Source organism: Streptomyces sp. CBMA152 (genome assembly GCF_014596475.1).
GTDB lineage: Bacteria > Actinomycetota > Actinomycetes > Streptomycetales > Streptomycetaceae > Streptomyces.
On the sequence record NZ_MECJ01000029.1, the window covers coordinates 713,028 to 735,810 of the forward strand.

20 protein-coding genes, 1 tRNA gene and 1 pseudogene are annotated in these 22,783 nt (G+C 70.6%); 10 read left to right on the forward strand and 12 right to left on the reverse strand.

Annotated elements, in window-relative coordinates:
- Positions 1 to 59 precede the first annotated feature (59 nt).
- Entirely contained in the window at positions 60 to 269 is a 210-nt protein-coding gene (locus BG418_RS30320) for a hypothetical protein (protein WP_188277168.1), read from the forward strand.
- Between the two features lie 124 nt (positions 270 to 393).
- Positions 394 to 1,200, forward strand: coding sequence for a leucine-rich repeat domain-containing protein (locus BG418_RS30325; protein ID WP_188277169.1), 807 nt, complete (start codon positions 394 to 396; stop codon positions 1,198 to 1,200).
- A 60-nt stretch (positions 1,201 to 1,260) separates the two neighbouring features.
- Here BG418_RS30325 and BG418_RS30330 read toward each other — a convergent pair.
- The 3 genes from BG418_RS30330 to BG418_RS30340 form a co-directional block, all read right to left on the reverse strand.
- Positions 1,261 to 1,333, reverse strand: a tRNA-Arg gene (locus BG418_RS30330).
- Between the two features lie 4 nt (positions 1,334 to 1,337).
- Entirely contained in the window at positions 1,338 to 2,876 is a 1,539-nt protein-coding gene (locus BG418_RS30335) for an MFS transporter (protein ID WP_188277300.1), read from the reverse strand.
- 186 nt (positions 2,877 to 3,062) lie between these two features.
- Positions 3,063 to 3,458: a nuclear transport factor 2 family protein gene (locus BG418_RS30340; protein WP_188277170.1), complete on the reverse strand. Its 396-nt coding sequence runs from the start codon at positions 3,456 to 3,458 to the stop codon at positions 3,063 to 3,065.
- A 259-nt stretch (positions 3,459 to 3,717) separates the two neighbouring features.
- Between BG418_RS30340 and BG418_RS30345 the strand changes: the two genes are divergently transcribed.
- Entirely contained in the window at positions 3,718 to 4,908 is a 1,191-nt protein-coding gene (locus BG418_RS30345) for a 3-deoxy-7-phosphoheptulonate synthase (protein ID WP_188277171.1), read from the forward strand.
- A gap of 88 nt (positions 4,909 to 4,996) precedes the next feature.
- Positions 4,997 to 6,691: a class I adenylate-forming enzyme family protein gene (locus BG418_RS30350; RefSeq protein WP_188277172.1), complete on the forward strand. Its 1,695-nt coding sequence runs from the start codon at positions 4,997 to 4,999 to the stop codon at positions 6,689 to 6,691.
- Positions 6,692 to 6,999: 308 nt separating this feature from the next.
- Here the strand turns inward: BG418_RS30350 and BG418_RS30355 are convergent, their stop codons facing one another.
- A complete protein-coding gene (locus BG418_RS30355) occupies positions 7,000 to 8,307 on the reverse strand; it encodes a M6 family metalloprotease domain-containing protein (RefSeq protein WP_188277301.1) in 1,308 nt (435 codons plus the stop codon).
- 316 nt (positions 8,308 to 8,623) lie between these two features.
- Here BG418_RS30355 and BG418_RS30360 point away from each other — a divergent pair, with 316 nt between their 5' ends.
- Positions 8,624 to 9,298, forward strand: coding sequence for a TetR/AcrR family transcriptional regulator (locus BG418_RS30360; protein WP_188277173.1), 675 nt, complete (start codon positions 8,624 to 8,626; stop codon positions 9,296 to 9,298).
- Positions 9,299 to 9,419: 121 nt separating this feature from the next.
- Positions 9,420 to 10,952, forward strand: a complete 1,533-nt coding sequence (locus BG418_RS30365; RefSeq protein WP_188277174.1) for an MFS transporter — start codon at positions 9,420 to 9,422, stop codon at positions 10,950 to 10,952.
- Positions 10,953 to 11,034: 82 nt separating this feature from the next.
- On the opposite strand, the gene BG418_RS30370 is transcribed toward BG418_RS30365, so the two are convergent.
- A complete protein-coding gene (locus tag BG418_RS30370) occupies positions 11,035 to 11,547 on the reverse strand; it encodes a MarR family winged helix-turn-helix transcriptional regulator (protein ID WP_399000857.1) in 513 nt (170 codons plus the stop codon).
- A 181-nt stretch (positions 11,548 to 11,728) separates the two neighbouring features.
- Between BG418_RS30370 and BG418_RS30375 the strand changes: the two genes are divergently transcribed.
- A complete protein-coding gene (locus tag BG418_RS30375) occupies positions 11,729 to 12,496 on the forward strand; it encodes a dioxygenase (protein WP_188277302.1) in 768 nt (255 codons plus the stop codon).
- Between the two features lie 53 nt (positions 12,497 to 12,549).
- Here BG418_RS30375 and BG418_RS30380 read toward each other — a convergent pair whose 3' ends face one another.
- Positions 12,550 to 13,068: a GNAT family N-acetyltransferase gene (locus tag BG418_RS30380; protein ID WP_188277176.1), complete on the reverse strand. Its 519-nt coding sequence runs from the start codon at positions 13,066 to 13,068 to the stop codon at positions 12,550 to 12,552.
- Positions 13,069 to 13,216: 148 nt separating this feature from the next.
- Here BG418_RS30380 and BG418_RS30385 point away from each other — a divergent pair, with 148 nt between their 5' ends.
- Positions 13,217 to 14,215 (forward strand): RNA polymerase sigma factor RpoD/SigA, encoded by a 999-nt coding sequence (locus BG418_RS30385; protein WP_188277177.1) that lies wholly within the window; start codon positions 13,217 to 13,219, stop codon positions 14,213 to 14,215.
- Positions 14,216 to 14,279: 64 nt separating this feature from the next.
- On the opposite strand, the gene BG418_RS30390 is transcribed toward BG418_RS30385, so the two are convergent.
- On the reverse strand, positions 14,280 to 15,266 hold the full coding sequence (locus tag BG418_RS30390) for a YafY family protein (protein ID WP_188277178.1): 987 nt from the start codon (positions 15,264 to 15,266) through the stop codon (positions 14,280 to 14,282).
- A 61-nt stretch (positions 15,267 to 15,327) separates the two neighbouring features.
- On the opposite strand from BG418_RS30390, the gene BG418_RS30395 reads away from it, so the two are divergent.
- Positions 15,328 to 16,872: an MFS transporter gene (locus BG418_RS30395; protein WP_188277179.1), complete on the forward strand. Its 1,545-nt coding sequence runs from the start codon at positions 15,328 to 15,330 to the stop codon at positions 16,870 to 16,872.
- A 146-nt stretch (positions 16,873 to 17,018) separates the two neighbouring features.
- Here the strand turns inward: BG418_RS30395 and BG418_RS30400 are convergent, their stop codons facing one another.
- The 5 genes from BG418_RS30400 to BG418_RS30420 form a co-directional block, all read right to left on the reverse strand.
- Complete coding sequence (locus BG418_RS30400; RefSeq protein WP_188277180.1) at positions 17,019 to 17,684, reverse strand: VC0807 family protein; 666 nt, start codon at positions 17,682 to 17,684, stop codon at positions 17,019 to 17,021.
- Between the two features lie 118 nt (positions 17,685 to 17,802).
- Positions 17,803 to 18,564 (reverse strand): DUF6227 family protein, encoded by a 762-nt coding sequence (locus BG418_RS30405; protein WP_188277181.1) that lies wholly within the window; start codon positions 18,562 to 18,564, stop codon positions 17,803 to 17,805.
- Between the two features lie 172 nt (positions 18,565 to 18,736).
- A complete protein-coding gene (locus tag BG418_RS30410) occupies positions 18,737 to 20,014 on the reverse strand; it encodes an Ig-like domain-containing protein (RefSeq protein WP_188277182.1) in 1,278 nt (425 codons plus the stop codon).
- Positions 20,015 to 20,168: 154 nt separating this feature from the next.
- On the reverse strand, positions 20,169 to 21,164 hold the full coding sequence (locus BG418_RS30415; RefSeq protein ID WP_188277183.1) for a P1 family peptidase: 996 nt from the start codon (positions 21,162 to 21,164) through the stop codon (positions 20,169 to 20,171).
- 40 nt (positions 21,165 to 21,204) lie between these two features.
- Positions 21,205 to 22,365, reverse strand: coding sequence for a low temperature requirement protein A (locus tag BG418_RS30420; RefSeq protein WP_188277184.1), 1,161 nt, complete (start codon positions 22,363 to 22,365; stop codon positions 21,205 to 21,207).
- 138 nt (positions 22,366 to 22,503) lie between these two features.
- On the opposite strand from BG418_RS30420, the pseudogene BG418_RS30425 reads away from it, so the two are divergent.
- Positions 22,504 to 22,764: pseudogene (locus BG418_RS30425) on the forward strand (pyruvate formate-lyase 1-activating enzyme); the annotation flags it as partial.
- Positions 22,765 to 22,783: the final 19 nt, after the last annotated feature.

Genomic DNA, 22,783 nt, shown 5'->3' on the forward strand with positions numbered 1-22,783 from the left:
TGCGCAATGGGGCGCAATCGTCGCGCGCTGCCGGTCGTACCGTCCCTACGGTCCCCGGCATGACCCCAGCAACAGGCAATGCAGAAGCCGCCGATGACGGGCGACCGGCGTCGAGCCATCCAGAGCGGTACCGCGAGTGCGTGATCTGCCACGACCCGGGCGCCGCCGCGATCACGTACGTGTTCCTCAGCGACTCCGGCGGCGCGTACTCCCGCTACGCGCACGACACCTGCGCGGCAGCCGCCCTGCCGCCCGGCGTCGAGCCGTGACCGCGCATGGCCACGCCACGCCCCATCGGCATGCTACTGCCGCCACCACGTACGCCGGCTGGGCGACCGCGGTGTCCCGGTTAACCCGTGAGCTGCTGCCGCTGTCAGTCCGTATCGTGGCGCCATGGGCGACGAAGATCAGCCGGTCCGCTTCGGGAACCGGTGGGCCGATGCGGTCGGGCCGGGCGGGGCTGAGCCGGACCGCGACCGGTGTACGTGTTTCGACCAGAGCGGTGTCCAGCGGGGGACCGGTGTCGGTTTTCACCCGGAGCGTCAGGACACCTCGGCGCCGGGCTGGCAGCACCTCCTTGAACTGATCGACGAGGCGGCGGCCGACGGCAGGCAGGTGTTCAAGCCGCTGGTGCAGCTGAGCCCCGGCGAGCGGCGGCAGATCGTCACCCTCCCGCCGTCGATCGCCAAGCTGACGGCGGTCAAGCACCTGGTTCTGTACGGCAGCAACCTGGTCCGCGTCCCGCCCGAGATCGGGGCGATGACCCGCCTGGAGGAGTTCAGCCCGTACACCTCGTGCCGGCTGCACTGGTTCCCTTACGAGATCACCCGGTGCCCCAACTTGCGTGCGAGCACGGTGAGTACGCGGTCCCTGTTCGGCAACTTCAAGCTGCGCCCCCCGTTCCCCCGGCTGAGGCCGAGCGGGGCGGCGGCAGGCGAGCAAGACCTCGCCGACCTCGACCCGTACCGCTGGGGCACGACGGGCATCGACCGGTGCAGCGTCTGCGACCAGCCGGTCGAAGCCCGCTCGCTCCACCAGGTGTGGATATCCCTGCGCGTCGCCACGGACGTGCTGCCCCTGCTGGTCAACGCATGTTCGCAGCAGTGCGTCAACGCCCTCCCGACCCCGGCGGAGGGGTACGTCACCACACCGCACCGGGGCGGCAGCGATGTGGAACAGCCCGCGTCCCGATGGGGCTAGCGTGACAGAAAGGCCCTCCCACCCGTTGGGTGGAAGGGCCTCTGACCTGCTACTTCACTGTGCCCCCGGCAGGATTCGAACCTGCGACACCCGCTTTAGGAGAGCGGTGCTCTATCCCCTGAGCTACGGAGGCGGGGCTACGTGCGGCCGCCGCTGTGGGCAGCCCAGGACAGGGTAGCGGATGGGGGCGGGGGAGCGGGGTGGGCGGGTCGGGGGGTGCGGAGCAGGGCCGCGCTGACCGCCGCCGCCAGCAGCATGAACCCCGCCGACACCACCAGGCACAGATGGATCCCGTCGACGAAGGCCAGCCCGAACGCGTGCAGCATGCGCGGGGTGGACGCGCCGAGGTCGACCGTGTGGACCGCGCCGAAGCCGCCGCCGTCGACCGCGGCCACCACTCGGTGCCGCGCATCGGGCGCGACACCCCCGTCGGCCAGGCGGCCCGGCAGCGCCGCCGTCACCTTCGTCGTGAGCAGCGCGCTCATCAGGGCCGGGCCGAGCGCCCCGCCGACCTGGCGGAACGCGTTGCTGCCGGCCGCCGCCATGCCCGCGAGCTGCTGCGGCACCGCGTTGATCGCCGTCGCGGTCATCGGGGCGAACACCGCCCCGAAGCCGACCCCGAGCATGATCAGCCGCCAGGCCAGGCCGCCGAAGGACGTCGACGCGTCGATCGAGGTCAGGGAGAGCAGCGAACAAGTGGCGAGCAGCAGGCCGCCCGTGATCAGGATCCGCGCCGACACCCTGTGCATCACCTGCCCGAACACCGGGCCCGCCACCATCGCCGGGAGCGTGAACATCAGCATCCGGTACCCCGCGTCCAGCGTCCCCAGCTGCTGCACCTGGCCCAGATACAGGCTCAGTACGAAGATGAAGCCGATCAGGCCCAGGAAGCTGATCATCGCGACCAGCGCCGTCGCGCTGAACGCCGCACTGCGGAACAGTTTCAGGTCCAGCATCGGGCTGTCGCTGCGGCCCTCGACCACCACGAAGGCGATCAGGCCCGCCCCCGCCAGGACCAGCGCGACGACCACCCTCGGTTCGCCGAACGACGAACTTCCGCCCTCTATCACCCCGTACACCAACGCCGTGATCGCGACCGCGGCCGTCAGCTGGCCGGGCCAGTCGAGTCTGCGGCTGCCCGCCGCGCGCGAGTCGGCCACCAGCCGCGCGGCTGTCGCCATGGTCAGCAGCGAGGCCGGGATCGGGGCCAGGTAGATCCAGCGCCAGGACGCGTGCTCCAGGATCACGCCGGAGATCATCGGGCCGACGGCCAGCGCGCCCATCAGGGACGCCGTCCACATGCTGATGTACTTCGCCCGCTCACGAGGGTCGGGGACGGCGTGGCTGATCAGTCCGAGCGTGGCGGGCAGCAGCGCGGCGGCCCCCACACCGGCCAGCGCCTGCCCCGTCCACAGGACCGCGACACCGTGCGCGCTCAGCGCGACCGCCGCTCCGACCGCGCAGAACACCAGCCCCGCCTGGAAGACCTTCCGCCGCCCGTACACATCGCCGACCACGCCCGCCGTGAGAATCAGCGCCGCCATCGGCAGGACGAAGGCGTCGGTGACCCAGGACAGGTCGGCCGTCGACGCGTCGAGTCCGCGCTGGATCGTCGGCAGGCTCACCGAGACCGTGGTGACCGGCAGATAGGCGACGAAGACGCCCACACAGGCCATGACGAGCGTGGCGGCACGGCTGTCGCGCCTCGTGGCATTCACTCGGGCTCCTTTACGCGTACGTCTACGGCTGCGTCCACGTTCCTGGGTGCGGGCACACGTACGCCCCGAGCAGTCATCAACTGCCCATCTCTGGGGCGGAATTCACCTCCCGGAATGCCGAAATACCGGAATGCCGGAATCAGGTCAGGACCTCGCGCTCACTTCCGTCAGATGGCAGCGGTCGATCCGTCCGCCCGTCACCGTGAACCGCAGCGCGATCGGATTCGCGGTCCCGTCCCCGACACCCCCGCACGCGAACCCCGTCACCACCGCGTCCCGCCCCAGCACCAGGAAGTCCTCGTCCGGCGCGAACACCTTGTCCAGCGTCGCGAAGAACCGGGAGACGTCCGACAGGGCGGCGTCCGGGCCCAGATCGGCGGCGTTCGGGGCGCCCGGGGCGAGGAAGTCGACGCGGTCGGCGAAGAGGTCGAGCAGACCCGCCAGGTCCCCGGTGCGCTGCCGGGCGAAGAACGCCTCGACCACCGCCCGGGTGGACGGGGCTGGCGCGAACGCACTGGATTCGGCGGGGTGTTGGGCCATGGGGCGGTCCTCTCGACTCGGTGCGTCCACTCTGCGCCCGTACGTATACAGAAGTCCAACATCTGCATCAACGTCGCCGCCCTGGCGAGCTTCACCAACGCGGCATGACGTCGTCACGCGTCTGCGCAAGAGCGGGAACTCCGTCAATTTCGGGCCGAGAATCCGCCGCAATTCCCGGGAGCGGCGGAACAACTCCGGTTTTCCGCTCGCGCTCCGCAAGAGTCGATGTCCGTAGGACTCGCACTCTGGGGGAGCAAAGGTGACCGGTGTCCGCACATTACGTACGTACCTCCGCACATTTCCGGCGGCCCAGCAGCCCGACTGGGAAGGCCACGCGGGACTCGGCCGCGTAACGGAGGAACTCACCTCGCTGCCACCGCTCGTCGACGCCCGTGACGTCGATGCGCTGCATGCGCGGCTCGCCGCCGTCGCGGGCGGAAAGGCGCAGGTCATCCAGTCCGGCGACTGCGCCGAGGACTGGGCCGAGGCCGGTCACGGCGATGTCGCGCGCAAAGTGGGACTGCTCGAAATGCTGGCCGGGGTCATGAGGATGGCCTCGCACAAGCCGGTCGTACGGGTCGGACGGCTCGCGGGGCAGTACGCCAAGCCGCGCTCGCGGCCGACCGAGTTCGTAGGTGGGGTGGAGTTGCCGGTATATCGGGGGCACATGGTCAACGGGCCCGAACCCGACCCGGAAGTGCGACGACCCGATCCCCTTCGCATGCTGACGGGTTATCAAGCGTCATGCGCAGTTGTGGAGTTGCTGGGGTGGAGTGATCGGCGTGAGCGGAGTGGGCGGATTCCGCATGACACGCCCGTGTGGACCAGTCATGAGGCGCTGCTGCTCGACTACGAGCTGCCGCTGGTGCGCCGCCAGGAGGACGGGCGGCTGCTGCTCACCTCCACCCACTGGCCGTGGATCGGCGAGCGCACCCGGCAGGTGGACGGTGCGCATGTCGCGCTGCTCGCGGCCGTCGCGAACCCGGTGGCCTGCAAGGTCGGGCCGGGCATGACCGTCGGGGAGCTGCTCGCCCTGTGCGACACGCTCGACCCGGAACGCACGCCCGGCCGTCTCACCCTGATCGCGCGCATGGGGGCCGACCGGGTCGGCGAGCGGCTGCCCGCGCTGGTCGCGGCCGTGCGCGCGGCGGGCCACCCGGTCACCTGGCTGACCGATCCGATGCACGGCAACACCGTCAGCGCGCCCGACGGGCTCAAGACACGGCTGGTGGACACGGTCGTACGGGAGGTCGTGGAGTTCCATCACGCGGTCACCGGCGCGGGCGGGGTGGCCGGGGGCATGCATCTGGAGACCACGCCGGAAGCCGTCACCGAGTGCGTCAGCGACCCGGAGGGACTGCACGAGGTCGGCGACAAGTACACGAGCTTCTGTGACCCCCGCCTCAACCCGCGCCAGGCGGTCGCGGTGGCCTCGGCCTGGCTGGGCTGACCCCGTCGCGGCGAGGCGCATATGTTGTGGGGTGCGCCGCCCGTATCCGCCGTAGCTCGTCGTATCCGCCGTCACAGGAGGGCACCCCGTGCCGCACCCGCACACCCCGGCCTCCGCCGAAGCGCTCCTCACCGCGCCCGGAGCGCCCTTCGCCGTGGAGCGCGGGGCGGACGGGGTGCCGGTCTATGCGGCCGGGCCACGGACCCTGCGGGAGTTCGTGGAGGTCACCTGGGCGTACGGGGACCGGCCGTTTCTGGTGGCGGAGAGCGGGACGTACTCGTACGCGGAGTTCTTCGCGGCGGCCTCCGCGCTGGCCCGGCGGCTGGTCGGGGTCTATGGGCTGCGGCGCGGTGACCGTGCCGTCGTGGCCATGCGGAATCTGCCCGAGTGGCAGGTGGCCTTCTGGGCCACGCAGCTGGCGGGGCTCGTGGCGGTACCGCTGAACGCGTGGTGGACCGAGGACGAGTTCGCGTACGCGCTCGACGACTGCGGGCCCGCTGTGCTGATGGTGGACGGGGAGCGGCTGGAGCGGGTCGCGGGGTGGGCGCGCGGGGCCTCGGTGCCGGGGATCGTCTTCGAGGGTGTGGGTGATCTCCCGGAGGGCTTCGAGGTGTACGACGGCATGGCCGACCTGTTGGCGTCGGCGGCGGACGAGCCCGACGCCGGGCCGCCCGACGTGCCGGTCTCGCCGTCCGACGACGCCACGATCATCTACACCTCCGGCACCACCGGCCGGCCCAAGGGTGCCGTGGCCACGCATCTCGCGCAGGCCGGGGCCGCGATGAACCCCCGCTTCCATGCCGCCATGTCCCTCCTCGGACGGGGTGAGGTGCCGGGGCAGGGGCCCGCGCCGGTATCCCTGGTGACGTATCCGTTCTTCCATGTGGCGGGCTTCAGCGGGTTCTACTCCGTGATGGGGTCGGGCGGCACGCTCGTCATGATGCGCAAGTGGGACGCGGGGCGGGCGCTGTCGCTGATACGTGAGCACGGGGTGACGCATTACGCGGGTGTCCCCACGACTGCCCTGCACCTCCTCGACGCGGCCGAGGAGGTGGGCGACCCGATGCCGTCGCTGCGGATGTTCAACACCGGTGGGTCCGCCGCGCCGGCCGGTCTGGTGGGGCGGCTCACCTCGCGGTACGGGGAGCGGATCGAGCCCCGCAATGGGTACGGGCTGACCGAGACCAGTGGGGGAGTGCTGGCGAACTTCGGTGCGGAGTACCGGAGTTGGCCCGACTGTGTGGGGCGGCCCACGCCCACCACCCTGGTGAGGGTCGTCGACGTCTCCGGGCGGGATGTGCCGGACGGGTCGGTGGGTGAGCTGTGGCTGCGTGGCCAGTCGAACATCCGGGGGTACTGGAACGATCCGGCTGCCACCGAACTCGCCTTCGTGGACGGGTGGTTCAGGACGGGGGACCTGGCGGTGCTGCGGGACGGCCGGGTCTCGGTCGTCGACCGGATCAAGGACATGGTGATCCGGGGCGGGGAGAACGTGTACTGCGTGGAGGTGGAGGCGGCGCTGTGCGGCCACCCCGCGGTGCTGGACGCTGCGGTCGTGGGGGTGCCGCATGCGCGGCTGGGGGAGGAGGTGGGGGCGGCGGTCCAGGTGGGTGGTGTGGTGACCCCGGAGGAGCTGCGCGCCCATGTGTCCCGGACGCTGGCGGCGTTCAAGGTCCCGTCCCAGGTGTTGATCGGGCGGGATCCGTTGCCGCGGAATGCGACGGGGAAGGTGCTGAAGCGTGAGCTCCGGGCGCGGTTTTCCCCCGCCCCACCCCTTCCCTGAACCCTCCGGGGGTGGGTGGGGGCGAGGGTGGTCTCCCGGGGGCTACGCCCCCGGACCCCTGGCGGGGCTTCGCCCCTGAACCCCAGCGGGGCCTGCGGCCCCTGCACCCCGCTGGGGTGGGTGGGTACGCGGGGCTTCGCCCCTGCGCCCCGTTTCGGCTGCGGATCGTGCTGGGTTTGCTCGCGCAGTTCCCCGCGCCCCTAGGTAGTTAGGGGCGCGGGGAACTGCGCGACCAGCCCCCACCCACCCGCACCCGACCGACACCCGCCGGAGGCTTTCGGGAAGGGGTGGGGTGGGGGAAACAACCCTCAGCCCCGAGTCACCCGCACCCGGTAGTTCCCCAGCTCATCCACCCCGAGAACCGCCACCCGCACCCCCCGCTCCCGATCAGTGAAGTGCTCCCCGGGAGCGAACGGCGCGTCGGAGAGTTCCGCCTGGACGTTGGGGCGGCGAGTGCAGCCGCCGCTGTCCTTCGTGCTGTCCGCGACCGTGATGGGACCCCGGCCCGTGTCGACGTCCGTGTTGACGCGGTAGATCAGGACCCCGGGCTTGCAGACGGCCTCGTCGTTGCCGGCCCGGGTGCGTACCTCCAGCGCGTAACCGGACTCGTCCGACAGCGGGACGAAGACCAGCTTGCGGCCGGTGCCCGGCGCCGAGAGCGGGGTCAGGACGTACTCCGTCGTGCCCGGCCGCGACGCGCAGTTGACCTGGGAGTTGTCGATCCAGCCCAGCTTCCACTTGTGCCAGCCGAGCATGTCGTTGTTGGCCCCCCAGTCCTCGGACATGATGTCCCAGTGGCCGACCGCGCCCCCGCCCTCGGGGGTGTACAGGTCGGGCAGCCCGAAGACGTGGCCGTTCTCGTGCGGCAGCACGCGGTACCCCGTCTCGCGGTACGAGCCCGAGCCATCGTCCTGGCGGCTGTAGACGAAGGACGTGTTGGACAGCGGCACACCGTCCGCCACCGGCGCGTCCTCGTTCCCGGAGAAGGTGACGGACAGGACCGTGTCCAGCGCCGACGGGCCCGCGTTCGGCGTCATCAGGATGTTGACCAGGTCGTACTTGGCGAAGTTCACCCGTGGGCCGGCCGCCGCCACGATGTCCTTGACCAGCCGGTGGTAGCCGGGCTCGTACGGCGCGCCGCGCTCTATCCCGTACGCCGAGAACGCCTGCGGCATCCGCAGCCACTGCGGGATCGGGGCCTCGGGGCGGTAGTCGAGCCGCCCGTACGACGCGGTGCGGAACCACTGCGTGGTCTGCGGCACGAACTCCTCGTACCGGCTCAGCGCCGACTGCGGACCCGGCGCGTCCGGGAAGTCGACCATCAGGGTGAGGGCGCGGACCGTGCCCGTGGAGTGCGCGTAGCCGGGCGGTGTCGGCAGGCCCTCCGACATCTGCACGCCCATTGTGGCGCTGATCCGGCACGGGCCGAGCGCCAGATCGCCGCCCGTGGCCACCGGCCCCGCCGACGCCCGCGAGGGGGCCACCAGCGTGGTGCTGCCGGACGTCATCGAGGCCAGGACCACCGCGGCCAGGGCGGCCCCGGCGAGGGTGCGGCGTCGGCGCGGGTCGCGCGGCCCGCCGGATATCGGACGGCGGGGCCCGCCGGACTCCTCCATACGTACGTCCATACGCACGCCCGCCTTCGGCCGTCCGGCAGCAGGCCGGTCCCTGACTGCGCTCGTGCGATCACCCTGTGTCGGGCGTGTCGCGGGCGCGCGCTGGGTGGGCCGCGCGTGTGGTTTTCCGATTCGGGAGGGGTGGTTTTCCGATTCGGAAGGTGTGACTCAGGTCACATGAAACTGGCCGGCCGGTCGGAAATAACCGGGGAGCCTTTCCCCGTTTGCACCTGTGTCCCGCCGAAACGGGGAGAGCTTCCCCGCTTCGGCAATGTGATCAGAACAGCTTCGAAGACTTCGAGAAGGAGTGCGTGTCGTGTCCACCGCCACCGCTACCACCGCCGCAGAGCCCCGCCGCGCCCCGCGCCCGCGGGCCGACGCCCTGCGCAACCGGGAGCGGATCATCGCGGCCGCCCGCGAGATCTTCGTCGAGGAGGGCGCCATGGTGCCGCTCGACGAGATCGCGCGGCGCGCGGGCATCGGCAACGCGACCCTCTACCGGCACTTCGCGGACCGCGCCGAGCTCGTCACCAGCGTGGTCCTCGCGGTGATGGAGCGCGTGGCGGTGGCGGCGGAGACGGCGGCGGCCGAGGAGTCGGACGCCTTCGCCGCGCTGCGCCGGTTCGTGTACGCGGCGGCCGACGAGCGCATCGGAGCCCTGTGCCCGATGCTCTCCGAGGGCTTCGAACGCAACCTGCCGGAGCTGGAGGACGCCCGCGACCGCCTGGACGGGGCCGTCACCGACCTCATGGCGCGGGCACGGCGCAGCGGCCAGCTGCGCGACGACGTCGCCGTGGGCGATCTGATGGTCGCCCTCTCCCAGCTCACCCGACCGCTGCCGGGCACCGCGTGCCCGGGCATCGACGGGTTCGTCCGCCGCCATCTGCAGCTGTTCCTCGACGGGCTGATGGCCCCGGCGCGGTCCCGGCTGCCCGGCACCGCGGCGAGCCTCCAGGACCTCAGCCAGATGCAACCGAGCACCATCGCGTAACCGAGCAACCACCCGGCAGCACCCGAGACTTCAGCACCCGCAGCACCCGAGACTTCCGTACGCACTCCGCAGACTTCAGCACTCCGCTTTCAGCACAACGCGTCCCAAGGTGGCTACACCCATGTCGAAAACAGCCCAGTCTCCGGTTCAGGACCTCGCTCCTGACCCCAGTCGCTGGAAGGCCCTCGCCTTCATCGCGCTCGCCCAGTTGATGGTCGTGCTCGACGCGACGATCGTGAACATCGCCCTGCCGTCGGCCCAGAAGGCCCTCGACATCTCCGACGGCAACAAGCAGTGGGTCATCACGGCCTACGCCCTCGCCTTCGGCGGACTGCTCCTCTTCGGCGGCCGCATAGCCGACCTGTGGGGACGCAAGCGCACCTTCGTGGTCGGTCTGCTCGGCTTCGCCGCCGCGTCCGCGCTCGGTGGCGCGGCCACCGGTGAGGCCATGCTGCTCGGCTCGCGCGCGCTCCAGGGCGCCTTCGGCGCGCTGCTCGCGCCCGCCGCGCTCTCCCTGCTCGCGGTGATGTTCACCGACGCCAAGGAGCGCGCCAAGGCGTTCGGCATCTACGGCGCGATCGCCGGTGGCGGCGGCGCCGTCGGCCTCATCCTCGGCGGCTTCCTCACCGAGTACCTGAACTGGCGCTGGACGTTCTTCGTCAACATCCCGTTCGCGATCGTCGCGGCCGCCGGTGCCTACTTCGTCATCCGTGAGCCCTCGGGCACCCGCAACCGCTCGCCGCTGGACGTCCCCGGCGTGGTCCTGTCCACCCTGGGTCTGGTCGCCCTCGTCTACGGGTTCACCCGCGCCGAGTCGGCCGGCTGGTCCGACACGCTGACCGTGGGCATGTTCGTCGCCGCGGCCGTGCTGCTGCTCGCGTTCGTGGCCACCGAGGCCAAGGTCAAGCACCCGCTGCTGCCGCTGCGCGTGGTCACCAACCGCAACCGGGGCGGGGTCTACCTCTCCCTGGGCCTCGCGATCATCGCGATGTTCGGCCTCTTCCTCTTCCTGACGTACTACCTCCAGGTCGTGAAGGGCTACTCGCCGGTCAAGACCGGCTTCGCGTTCCTGCCCATGATCGCGGGCATGATCACGGGCTCCACCCAGATCGGCGCCCGCCTGATGACCCGGGTCCCGCCGCGCCTGCTGATGGGCCCCGGCTTCCTGACCGCCGGCATCGGCATGCTGATCCTGACCCAGCTGAAGATGGACACCTCGTACGCCGGTCTGATCCTGCCCGCGCAGATCCTGCTGGGCCTCGGCATGGGTACGGCGTTCATGCCCGCGATGTCGCTGGCCACCATCGGTGTCGAGCCGCGTGACGCGGGTGTCGCCTCCGCGATGGTCAACACCTCGCAGCAGGTCGGCGGCGCCATCGGCACCGCCCTCCTGAACACCATCGCGGCGTCGGCCACCACCGCCTACGTCACCTCGCACGCCGCCGGCGCCAAGAGCGTGGAGCTCCTGAAGCTCCAGGCGATGGTGCACGGCTTCACCAGCGCCATCTGGTGGGCGGTCGGCATCCTGTTCCTCGCCTCGGCGATCGCGGTCACGCTGATCACCACGGGCAGCCCGGGCTCGGGTCCGGTCTCCGGCTCCGGTGACGACGACGCCATCGAGGACGAGGTCCGCATCCCGGTGATCGCCCACTGACCCCGGCTTGAGGCCTACGGGCCCGCCACCTTGGTACGTACGGTGCGTACGTACGTAACGCACCGCGACCTGCCCTGGTTCCTCAACGGAGCCAGGGCAGGTCCGCGTTCGCGTCCTTGGGCTGCAGACCCTCGGCGATCAGGCGCATGATCTGGCCCAGCTGCTCGGCCTGTTCGGGGGTGAGGCGGTCGAACATCGCCTGGCGTACGGCGGCGACATGGCCGGGCGCGGTGCGCTCCACCACCGCGAACCCCTCGTCGGTGAGCGCCGCGAACTGGCCGCGCTTGTCGGAGGGGCAGTCCTCGCGGCGCACCCAGCCGTTCTTCTCCAGGCGGGCGATCGCGTGCGAGAGGCGGGAGCGGGTGATCTTGGCGCCGATGGCCAGCTCGGTCATCCGCAGCCGCCGCTTGGGCGCCTCGGAGAGCTGGATGAGCAGCCCGTAGTAGATGTGCGGCATTCCCGCGTCACGCTGGAGCTGGCGGTCCAGATGGTCTTCGAGGAGCGTGGTGGCATGGAGGTAGGCGCGCCAGGTGCGCTGCTCGTCGTCGGTGAGCCAGCGCGGCTCCTCGGCGGGGGTGGTGGTCATGGACTCCACTGTACGACTACTCCTTGAAAGTTGAACTAGATGGAGATAATCTCGACGACAACGAAAACTTTAGAGTTCAAATAGATCTCTTCAGTGGCCAGTAGACAGGGAGTCCGCCATGACCGCCACCTCCGCAGTCGACCCCGGCGCGACTCAGGGCAGTGCCCATGAGCGTGGCCCGGGCGGACGGATGCCGGCCCTCTACCTCTCGCACGGCGCCCCGCCGCTCGCCGACGACGCCCTGTGGCCCGGCCAGCTCGCCGCCTGGTCCGCCGCGCTGCCGAAGCCGAAGGCGATCCTGATGGTCTCCGCTCACTGGGAGGAGGCCCCGCTCGCGCTCGGCGCCGTGGAGACCGTCCCGCTGGTGTACGACTTCTGGGGCTTCCCGGAGCACTACTACCAGGTCACGTACGCGGCTCCCGGCGCCCCGGAACTCGCGGACAGTGTACGGAAGTTGCTGCGCGGCGCCGGAACGCCGGTCCAGGACATCGAGGACCGCGGCCTCGACCACGGCGCGTACGTCCCGCTGGTGGAGATGTTCCCGGCGGCCGACATCCCGGTCCTCCAGATCTCCCTGCCCACGCTCGACCCGCAGCGGCTGATGGAGATCGGCCGCAAGCTCGCGCCGCTGCGGGACGAGGGCGTACTGATCGTCGGCAGCGGCTTCTTCACCCACAACCTGGCAGCCCTTCGCCATCAGGGCGGCGGGGTGCCCGCCTGGTCGGCCGAGTTCGACGACTGGGGCGCGCGGGCGCTGGCGGCGGCCGACGTGGACGCGCTGCTCGACTTCGCGCGCAAGTCCCCGGCGGGCCGCCTCGCCCACCCCAGGACCGAGCACTTCGCCCCGCTCTTCGTGACGCTGGGCGCCTCGGACGCGTACGGCGAACTGGGCGCCCAGCGCAGCGTGATCGACGGCTTCTGGATGGGGCTCGCGAAGCGCTCGGTGCAGTTCGGCTGACGCGCGCATGAGGCAACGGTGCGCAGCTTCCTGTACTTCGTAAGAAGTACGGGCTAAAGCTCCTTCTCGTACCAGGCGACGTCCCAGTAGCGGTCGAACTTGCGGCCCACTTCCCGGTACGTGCCGACGTACGCGAAGCCGAAGCGGGCGTGCAGGCGCGCGGAGGCCTCGTTGGGGAGCGTCATGCCCGCGTACACGCGGTGGACGTCCTCCTTGCGCAGGGCCTCGAAGAGCGCTTCGTAGAGCAGTGAGCCGACGCCGCGGCCCCCGGCGTCGGGTGCCAGATAGACGCTGGCCTCGACCGAGGTCGAGTACGCCGCCTTCGGCCGGAAGGCGCTGCTCGTCGCGTACCCGAGAATTCGGGCAGTCTGGACATCCTGAGCAACCAGAAGGCGGTGCGGGCCGTCTTCAGGGTGGGAGCGCAGCCACGAAAGACGCTCCTGCGGGGTGAAGGCGACCGTGTCGAATGTGATGGCGGTCTCACGGACGTAATGGTTGTAGATCTCCGTGAGGGCCTCTACGTCGGCCTCGACACCGGGCCTGACCTGCACCTCTGTACGTCCTTGCGGCATCCGTCCTCCGTCCGTGGCGGCACAGGGTACTGCATGATCACGAAAATCGATGGGCGGGACGGGAATTCTGTCCGGATTCCAGCCGTTGTTTCCATCGGATGCAGGGCACCCGGGAGGGTGTCGCGACCTACACAGCAAGGGAGCACGCATGGCAACCCGCGCCGTCGCCCGCAGTCGGTCCGCCAGCAGCGGATCCGAGTCGGGGAGCAGTGTTCGCGCCGTCAGCGGGGAGATCGCCGACCGCGACCTGGTCGGGATGTACCTCGACGAGATCGCGCGCACGCCGCTGCTCGACGCCGCCAAGGAGGTCGAGCTCTCACAGATCATCGAGGCGGGTGTGTACGCACGCCACATCCTCGACGGTGAGGTGGACAGCGAGGCCGGCGGTGCCAGCCCCGAGGAGCTTCAGGCGCTCGTCGCCGAGAGCGAGCGCGCCAAGGACCTCTTCATCCGTTCCAACCTGCGCCTCGTGGTCGCCGTCGCCCGGCGCTACCCGAGGGCGGGCCTGCCCCTGCTCGACCTGATCCAGGAGGGCAACGCGGGCCTGGTGCGCGCGGTCGAGAAGTTCGACTACGCGAAGGGCTTCAAGTTCTCCACGTACGCGACGTGGTGGATCCGCCAGGCCATCACCCGCTCGATAGCGGACCAGTCCCGTACGATCCGCCTGCCCGTCCACCTGGTGGAGGAGCTGGGCCGGATCCGCCGGGTGCAGCGCGAGTTCAACCGGGAGAACGGGCGGGAGCCCGAGCCGGCCGAGGTCGCCGCGGAGCTGGGCTCGACGCCGGAGCGGGTCATCGACGTCCTGGACTGGGCGCGCGACCCGGTCTCGCTCAACATGGCAGTCGACGACCAGGGCGAGACGCAGTTCGGCGATCTCCTGGAGGACACCTCCGCGATCTCCCCTGAGCAGTCCGTCCTCACGCTGCTGCGCAGCGAGGAGCTCGACGACCTGATCGGCAAGCTGGACCAGCGCACCGCCTCGATCATCAAGATGCGGTACGGAATCGTTGACGGCCGCGAGCGCACGCTGACGGAGGTCGGCAAGGAGCACGGCCTCACCCGCGAGCGCATCCGCCAGATCGAGAAGCACGCGCTGCTCGAACTGAAGAAGATGGCCAGGGACACGGGCTTCGACGCGGCGGCGTAAGCCGCACCCCGTTCCCGCCCCCCAGACGAGCCCCCGACACCCTCCCCCCCCTGGTGCCGGGGGCTCACCCGTGCCCGGGTTGCGGTCCCGCCGCCCTGCTCAGGCGCGCCCCCAGATCCGCCAGATACGCCGTCATCTCCACCGGCTGAGCCACCGCGAACTCGCAGTCCACCAGCGCCAGTCGGATCGCCAGCCACTCCGGCGAGTCCGCGACCCGCGCCCGCAGTCGGCAGCGGGACTCGCCGAGCGCCTCCGGGACCCCCATCGACCCGGGCAGCCGCGCCATCACGAAGTCGGCCGGGGCCTCGAAGGTCACATCGAGGTCGACCATCGGCTGCATCCGCGCCAGCGACCGGCTCACGAACTCGGCGGGGTCGCGCGCGGGCAGCTCCCGGGGCGCGAACCGCGCCCCCGTGGCGAACGGGTCGGCCACCCGGTCGACCCGGAACGTACGCCAGTCCTCGCGCTCCACGTCGTACGCCACGAGGTACCACCGCCGCCCCGTCGACACCAGCCGGTACGGCTCGACCTGGCGGCGCGACTCGCTGCCGTCGCCCTTGCGGTACACGAACCGCAGCCGCTCCTGCCCGGTGACCGCCGACGCCATCACGGTCAGCGTGTGCGGGTCGACGGTCGCGCTGTCGCCACCCCACCCCCCGGTCAGCGGCATCGTCGCGGCCTGGAGCGTGGCGACCCGGTGGCGCAGCCGGGACGGCAGCACCTGCTCCAGCTTGGCGAGCGCCCGTACGGACGCCTCCTCCACCCCGTCGACCGCGTGCCCCGCGCCCGCCCGCAGACCGACCGCGATGGCCACCGCCTCCTCGTCGTCGAGGACCAGCGGCGGCATCGCCTTCCCCGCGACCAGCCGGTATCCGCCGTCCGCGCCCAGCGTCGCCTGGACCGGGTAGCCGAGCTCGCGGAGCCGGTCGACGTCCCGGCGCACCGTGCGCCGCGAGACCCCGAGCCGGTCCGCGAGCTCGCCGCCGGGCCACTCGCGGGGGGTCTGGAGCAGGGAGAGGAGCTGGAGCAGCCGAGCCGGGGTGTCCGTCATGGATCCAGGGTCCCAAAAATTAGGACGCACTCTGACCTATATGGGATCTAGCGTTCCTCTCATGACCTCCACAACGACCAGTCCCCCAGAAGACGCGACCTCAGCCGCAGGCACAGCGGCGGCGGCCTCGGCCGACCGCCGCCGGTGGTTCGCCCTGGCCATCGTGATGACCGCGGCCTTCATGGACCTGGTCGACGTCACGATCGTCAACGTAGCGATTCCCTCGATCCAGAAGGACACCGGGGCGACCTTCGCCTCGATCCAGTGGATCACCGCCGGGTACGCGCTGGCCTTCGCCGCCGGTCTCATCACCGGTGGTCGCCTCGGCGACATCCACGGCCGCAAGAAGCTGTTCCTCATAGGCATGACCGGCTTCACCATCGCCTCGGCGCTGTGCGGCTTCGCCGCCAACCCGGAGATGCTGGTCGCCTCCCGCATCCTCCAGGGCGGCATGGCCTCCCTGATGGTGCCCCAGGTGCTCTCGATCATCCACGCGACCTTCCCGGCGGAGGAGCGCGGCAAGGTGTTCGGCATGTTCGGCGCGGTCATCGGCCTGGGCGCGGTCTCCGGCCCGATCCTGGGCGCGCTGCTGACCGAGTGGAACCTGTTCGGTCTCGAATGGCGCCCGATCTTCCTGATCAACCTGCCGGTCGGTATCGCCGGTCTGATCCTGGGCGCCAAGTTCATCTCCGAGTCCAAGGCGCCGAAGGCGCTCAAGCTCGACCTCGTGGGCGTCGCCCTGGTCACCCTCGGCCTGCTGATGCTGCTCTACCCGCTGACCCGCGGCCGCGAGCTGGGCTGGCCGCTGTGGGGCCATCTGTCGATGGCGGGCAGCCTGGTCGTCTTCGGCGCGCTCGTGGCGTACGAGAAGGTCAAGGCGCGCCGGGACGGTTCGCCGCTGGTGGAGCTCTCGCTGTTCCGTGTGAAGAGCTTCGCGGCGGGCATCGCGGTGCAGCTGACGTTCGGCGTCGCGATGGGCATCTTCTTCCTGGTCTGGACGCTGTACATGCAGATGGGCCTGGGCTGGAGCGCGCTGCGCGCGGGTCTGACCGGCGTCCCGTTCTCGATCGCGATGTCGGCCGCGGCCGGTATGTCGGTCCAGTCGCTGGTGCCGAAGTTCGGCCGCAAGGTGCTCCAGGCGGGCGCGCTGATCACCGGTCTCGGCCTGCTGATCTACATCTGGGAGGCGCACCACTTCGGCATGGACATCGCCTCCTGGCAGATGGCGCTGCCGCTGGTCGTGCTCGGCATCGGCATGGGCCTGATCGTCGCCCCGCTCACCGACGCGGTCCTCTCCGAGGTCCCGCAGGAGCACGCGGGTTCGGCGTCCGGCCTGATCAACACGGTCCAGCAGATGGGCAACGCGCTGGGTCTGGGCCTGGTGTCGGTGGTCTTCTTCGGTTCGATCAGCGACCACTTGGCGCTCTCCGACATCGGCCCGGCGTTCTCCACCGCGTTCCAGCGCTCGCTGTGGGTCGTGACCGGGGTCTGCGCGGTGATCTTCATCGGCATGTTCCTGCTCCCGGCGAAGCCGAAGCAGCACTTGGAGGGCGGCGCGGAGGATGCCTCCCCGGAGGCCGCGAAGGAGCCCGCGCTCACGCAGTGAGCCGCGAGGTTTTCAGAGGCGCGGGGAACTGCGCGACCAGCCACGCACGGTCCGCAGTCGGGTATCCCGCACGGGAAACGTAAACGGCGGGTCCGAAGGCCACAGTTGGCCTCCGGACCCGCCGTTTCGCTTGCCCTGAAAACTAATCAGGCGGCCTGCGCCGCCTCACGCTCGGCCTGCTCCATCCTCGCCCGCCCCTTCTTCCCCGTACGGATCGTGTAGAACATCAGCCCGCCGAGGACCACGAACGGGAGGGCGTTGGAGACGCCGACCATCGTGGACGTGTCGAGTACGTACACCAGCGCCGCCTTCACGCTCGCCTCGGCCAGGAACGCGACGCCCCAGATCACCGTCAGCTTGCGCTGGCTCTGGCGGAAACCGGGGTACTGGTCCCACATCGCGTTCCACTTCGCCACGCCCTCGCGCGTGCCGTCCGTGGCGAACTTGCGGCCGAAGTAGAACATCAGCGGCCGCTTGAGCGTGAGGCTGACCAGGAAGGCGAGGCCGAGCAGGCCGGTCAGCGCCGAGTCCTTCAGGAACAGCAGCTTCGCGCTGTTGTACGCGAGCGCGCTCACCGCGCTGAGCAGCAGCGTGATCAGGATCATCATCCCGAACTCGTCGATGCGCCGGTGGAGCGCGAAGTACAGACCTATCTCGGCCACCGGCCACGCCGAGATGAGCAGCAGCGCGGGCACCTCGTGCATCCCGTGATCGGTGAGCATCCCGTAGGTGATCCACGGCAGGACGACGCTGAACAGAATCGTCGGACCCCATGTGAGCAGCGTTGTCCTGCCACTACCGGCACTGGACATGCCGAACTCCCTTTCCCCCGCCGACCGGTCGTGGTCGGATCGGCGGAAGCATAGAGAGAGAAACGGGGTTGGCGGAAATTAGACCCCGGGGGAGCTGGGAAAAGTGGGTGACGACTCGTCAGGAGACGTGCGCGAGGCGCTCCATCGCCCTGCGCGCCGCGTCCTGTGACGCGTACACCTCGCACATATGGCTGCCGTCCGGCGTCGCCGTGTGCTCGACTTCCCACAGGCTCAGCTCGGTGCCGTCGAGCAGCAGGAACGCGTGCTCGTAGAGGATGACGCCGCCGTCCCGCCGGTCCGTGCGGCCGTGGCCGCCGAGCGCGCGGGTGATCTGGTGGGCGAGGGCGCCGCGCAGCAGGCGGGCGACCGGCTCGCCGGGGCGGTCCGGGTTCTCGGCGCGGCGCAGCAGCCGGCGCGCGTGGTCGGCCGAGTCGTCCGGTACGTACATCCGTGTCGCCCCGGACGGTTCCACCGGCGCGAGATCGCTCAGCGGCTCCAGGCCGTCCACGCCGTCCAGTTCACCGAGGCAGCCGAGGTATCCCAGGTGCCCCAGACCCGTCGACGCGTCGAGGCGGGCCGCCGCGAGCCGGGCGCTCTCCTCGTCCGCGTACAGCTCGTTGCCCCGCTGGTGGACGAGCTCCCAGAGGGTGACCGTGGCGCCGTCGAGCAGCAGGTACGTGTGGCGGTACGTCTCGCGGCTGAGCCCGGGGCGGCCGGGGCCGCCGGAGACGTGCAGCGAGGAGTGGAGCGACGTGGTGTGCGCGAGCGCCGAGTCGAGGCTGTCGACCAACTCGTCCGGCAGCTCGAAGGAGTTCAGCGCGCGGCCGAGCAGACCGGCGACGTGCTCCTCGGTCGTCTCGTACTCGCACTCGTTGGGCACCAAGGCGTCTCCCCGCCGTAGCTGTTCGTCACGTAGAGGGTGCTCAACGTAGCCCCTGCGCGCGTTTTGCGCAGGGGGCATGGCCGAAACATTCCCATCAGCTTGGAACGGAAACGGGCGGTGGTCCGGGGCGCGCACCGGACCACCGCCCGCAAGGGGCCTGCCGCGTCGGCTAGGCCGCGCTGCCCGCCTGCCACTCGCTCCAGCCCATGTTCCAGCCGTTCAGGCCGTTGTCGGGGGCGATGGTCTTGTCGGGCGAGCCCTTGACCGTGACCACGTCACCGATGAGCGTGTGGTCGAAGAACCACTTGGCGGGGGTATCGCCCTGGGCTCCCTGGACGTCCCGCAGGCCGACGCACCCGTGGCTGGTTCCTTCGTTGCCGAACGGGTCGCCCTTGTACCAGTAGTTGCCGTGGATGAAGGTCCCCGACTCGGACAGGCGCATGGCGTGCGGCACGTCCTTGATGTCGTACTCGCCGCCGAAGTTGACCGTCGCGCCGTTCATCCGCGTCTCGGTGAACTTCTCCGAGATCACCATCTGGCCGTTGTACGTGGTGTGTTCGGAGCTGCCGGTCGAGACCGGGATGGTCTTGATCGTCTTGCCGTCCTGCTGGACCGTCATCTGCTGGGTCTTGGCGTCGACCGTGGAGACCTGGTTGCGGCCGATGGTGAAGGTGACCGTCTTGGACTGCACGCCGTAGACGCCGTTCGCGCCCTGCACCCCGTCCAGCGCGATCTTCATCGTCACCTTGGACCCGGCCTTCCAGTAGTCCTGCGGCCGGAAGTCCAGGCGGTCGGCGCCGAACCAGTGGCCGACGACCTGCTGGCCGCTGCTGGAGGAGACCGTGATGTGCGACTGCACGGCCTTCTTGTCGGTGATCTGCTTGTCGAAGTTGAAGGAGACCGGCATGCCGACGCCGACGGTGGAGCCGTCGTCCGGCGTGTACGTGCCGATGAAGCTGTTCTTCGTCGTCACCGTGGTGAAGGACGAGTTCTCGGTCGCGGGGCGGCCCTTGTCGTCCTTGCCGGTCGCCATGATCTTGTACTGGGTGCCGCGGTCCAGCTTCGCGGTGGGCTTCCAGGACAGTCCGTCGGCGGCGAGCGCGCCCTCCACGGCCTTGTTGGTCTGCGCCTCGACCATGGTGACCTGGGTGAGCTTGCCGCCCTGGGCGGTGACCGCGGTGCCGTTGATACCGGCGTTGGACGAGCCGTTCTTCGCCGAGATCGTGATCTTCAGGGTGGAGGCGTCCTTCGCGGCCGCCGCGTCCGAACCCTTCTTGTCGTCCTTCCCGGCGCCCGACGCGCTGCCCCCGCAGGCGGTCAGGGTCAGGGCGCCGAGCAGCAGCGCGGACATACCGGCGATTGCCCTGAGCCGGTTGGTGCGCCGAAGCTGCTGGGTGCGGGGCTGCGGCTGCGCGGCGGTGTCCGGCGAGATCACGGGCTGCTCCATCTGTGCGGGCGTTGGTCAACGCGAGCGTGTGTGGGGTACCCGCGCGCATTGGCTATGCGTGCGTTACTCCAGTACGTGCACAGAGCACCCATATAAGGTGAATGGTTGCGAGAGCGGGATGTGACTCACGCCACATTTGGATGTTCGGGTGGGCTCAACTCCCGTACAAATCCCGGTAAGACGGGAATGTCCCACCAGCCCCCGCCACGCCCTCGGCGGCGCGAACGGCCTTGGTGATGGCGCGGGCCACCGCGTCCGCGCCCGCCGCGAGTACGTGGTTGAGGTCGAGCGGCGACAACGGCTCCCCGCTGCCGGTCGCGAGGGCGAACACCGTGTCGCCGTCGTGCATGAGGTGGACCGGCCGGATGGCCCGGGCCATGCCGTCGTGCGCGATGCCCGCGAGCTTCTGGGCATGCGGCTTGGTGAGCGGCGCGTCGGTGGCGACGACCGCGAGCGTGGTGTTCAGCGGCGGCATCCCCATGGCGGCCCGGCTCTCGTCGATCCGCTTCAACGCGGCCTCGTGGACGGCCGGTTCGGGATACGTGAGGTGTCCTTCCAGCCCGTAGAGGGCGCCGGTCGCGGGGTCGAGCACCGAGCCGACGGCGTTGACGACGACGAGCGCGCCCACCGTGGTGCCCGAGGCGAGCTTCACGCTCGCGGTGCCGACGCCGCCCTTGAGGCCGCCCACCACGGCCCCGGTCCCGGCGCCGACATTGCCCTGTTCGACCTCGGCCGTGGCCGCCGCGACGGCCGCGCGTCCGGTCGCCGCGTCCGGGCGGGCGCGCCAGTCGCCGCCGCGCCCGAGGTCGAAGAGGCAGGCGGCCGGGACGACCGGAACGACCTGATCCGGCTCGAGCCCCACCCGTACCCCGCGCCCCCGCTCCTCCAGCCAGGCCATCACGCCCCCGGCCGCGTCCAGTCCGTACGCACTGCCGCCCGTCAGGACGACGGCGTCGATGCGCTCCACGACATTGCGCGGGTCGAGCGCGTCGGTCTCCCGGGTGCCGGGCCCGCCCCCGCGCACATCCACGGCGGCGACGGCCCCCGGGGCCGGGGCGAGGACGACGGTCGTACCGCTGAGAGCGCGCTCACCCGGAACGCGCGCGTGCCCGACGAGGATGCCGGGCACGTCGGTGATCGAGTCGGTCATGAACCTTGACGGTACGCCTGTGTGGGCGGGGTTCGTGTGGTTACGCCGGTGTGGGGCTCTCGCCCGTACGTCGGCTCAGCGTCGCTCCGATGGCCACGGTGGCGGCGGCGACCAGGCCCGCGACCAGGACGGCCCGCTCGCCCGCGAACGTGCAGGCCAGGATGGCCAGCGCCGAGACGGGCAGGGTCAGTTGCTGGGTCGTCGTGCGCTTGAAGTGGCGGGCGTGCAGCGCCCAGACGGTCAGCATGAACACGGCGGCCGGCACCGTGACGGCGGCCGACGCGGCAGCGGTCGAGATGTGCGCCTTGCCGACCCGCTGCTCCACGGCGACCTCCATCCCCGCGCCGATGGCGGCGGCCGAGCCGAGGACGACGAAGTGCCCGTACCCCCAGACGAACGCCTGCTGGTTGGAGGTGAGATGCCCGGCGATGGGCACCGCGAAGTAGATCCACCACGCGGCGAAGACGATCAGCAGCCCACCGCCCGCGAGCGGCAGCAGATCGCCGAGCGCGTCGTGCTCGTCGAGCGCCTGCTGTACGGCGACGGTCGCGGCGGAGACCGTCTCGCCGAGCACGATCAGGGTGAACAGGCCGTACCGCTCGGCGATGTGGTGCGGGTGCCAGGTGGTCTGGGTGGTGCGCTCGGCGATCACGGGTACGGAGAGTTCGGCGGCGGCCAGCACCACGAACACCCACGACCGGGCGGTGTGCGGCACGAAGAGCAGCCCGACCCAGCCCAGCTGGCACACCACGAGCCCGGCCGCGTACCGCAGCGCCATCCGGCGCTCGCCGGGGCTCGCCGCGGAACGGGCGGCGCGCAGCCACTGGCTGGTGAGCGCGAGCCGCATCACGATGTAGCCGACGATGCAGACCCCGTAGTCGCCGTTGTCGAAGGCGCGGGGCACCCCGGCGGCGAGGATCAGCACACCCGCGATCTGGACGAGGGTGACCACCCGGTAGAGCGGGTCGTCGCTGTCGTAGGCGGAGGCGAACCAGGTGAAGTTCATCCACGCCCACCAGATGGCGAAGAAGACGGCCAGATACCCGGCGATCCCGTGGCCGACGTGCCCCTCGGCGAGCGAGTGGACGAGCCGGGCGCCGGCCTGGGCGACGGCGACCACGAAACAGAGGTCGAAGAAGAGTTCCAGGGGGGTCGCCGCGCGGTGTTCCTCGTGGCGACTGCGTGCGGTCATGCGAGGCATGGGGCCTAGGAGACCAGATGGGGCGGGCGGGGATTCCGCTAACGCGCCGCCGTGGGGATTCTCGTGGTGCGCCGCCCGTGGATTCCCGTATCGCGCCGTAGGGCCCATTGGTCCCATGGGTCCGTTGCGGGGCGGGGCCTTGGGCAGGGCGTCTGGGTACGGTTCGTGCTCGTCCCGGGCCTCACCGACGACCCGGCCGACATCGAAGGCGTCGCCGCCTTCGCCGCCTCGCTCGGCAATGTCTCCCGCGTCGACGTCCTGCCCTTCCACAAGCTCGGCGAGGCGAAGTGGCAGGCGCTCAGGAGGCCCTTCACCCTGCCCGACACGCCGTCTCCGACCCCGGACGAGGTCGCCGCCGCCCGGGCCGTCTTCACCGCCCACGGCCTGCGCGCCATCTGACTGAAGGGTTCACCCCGCC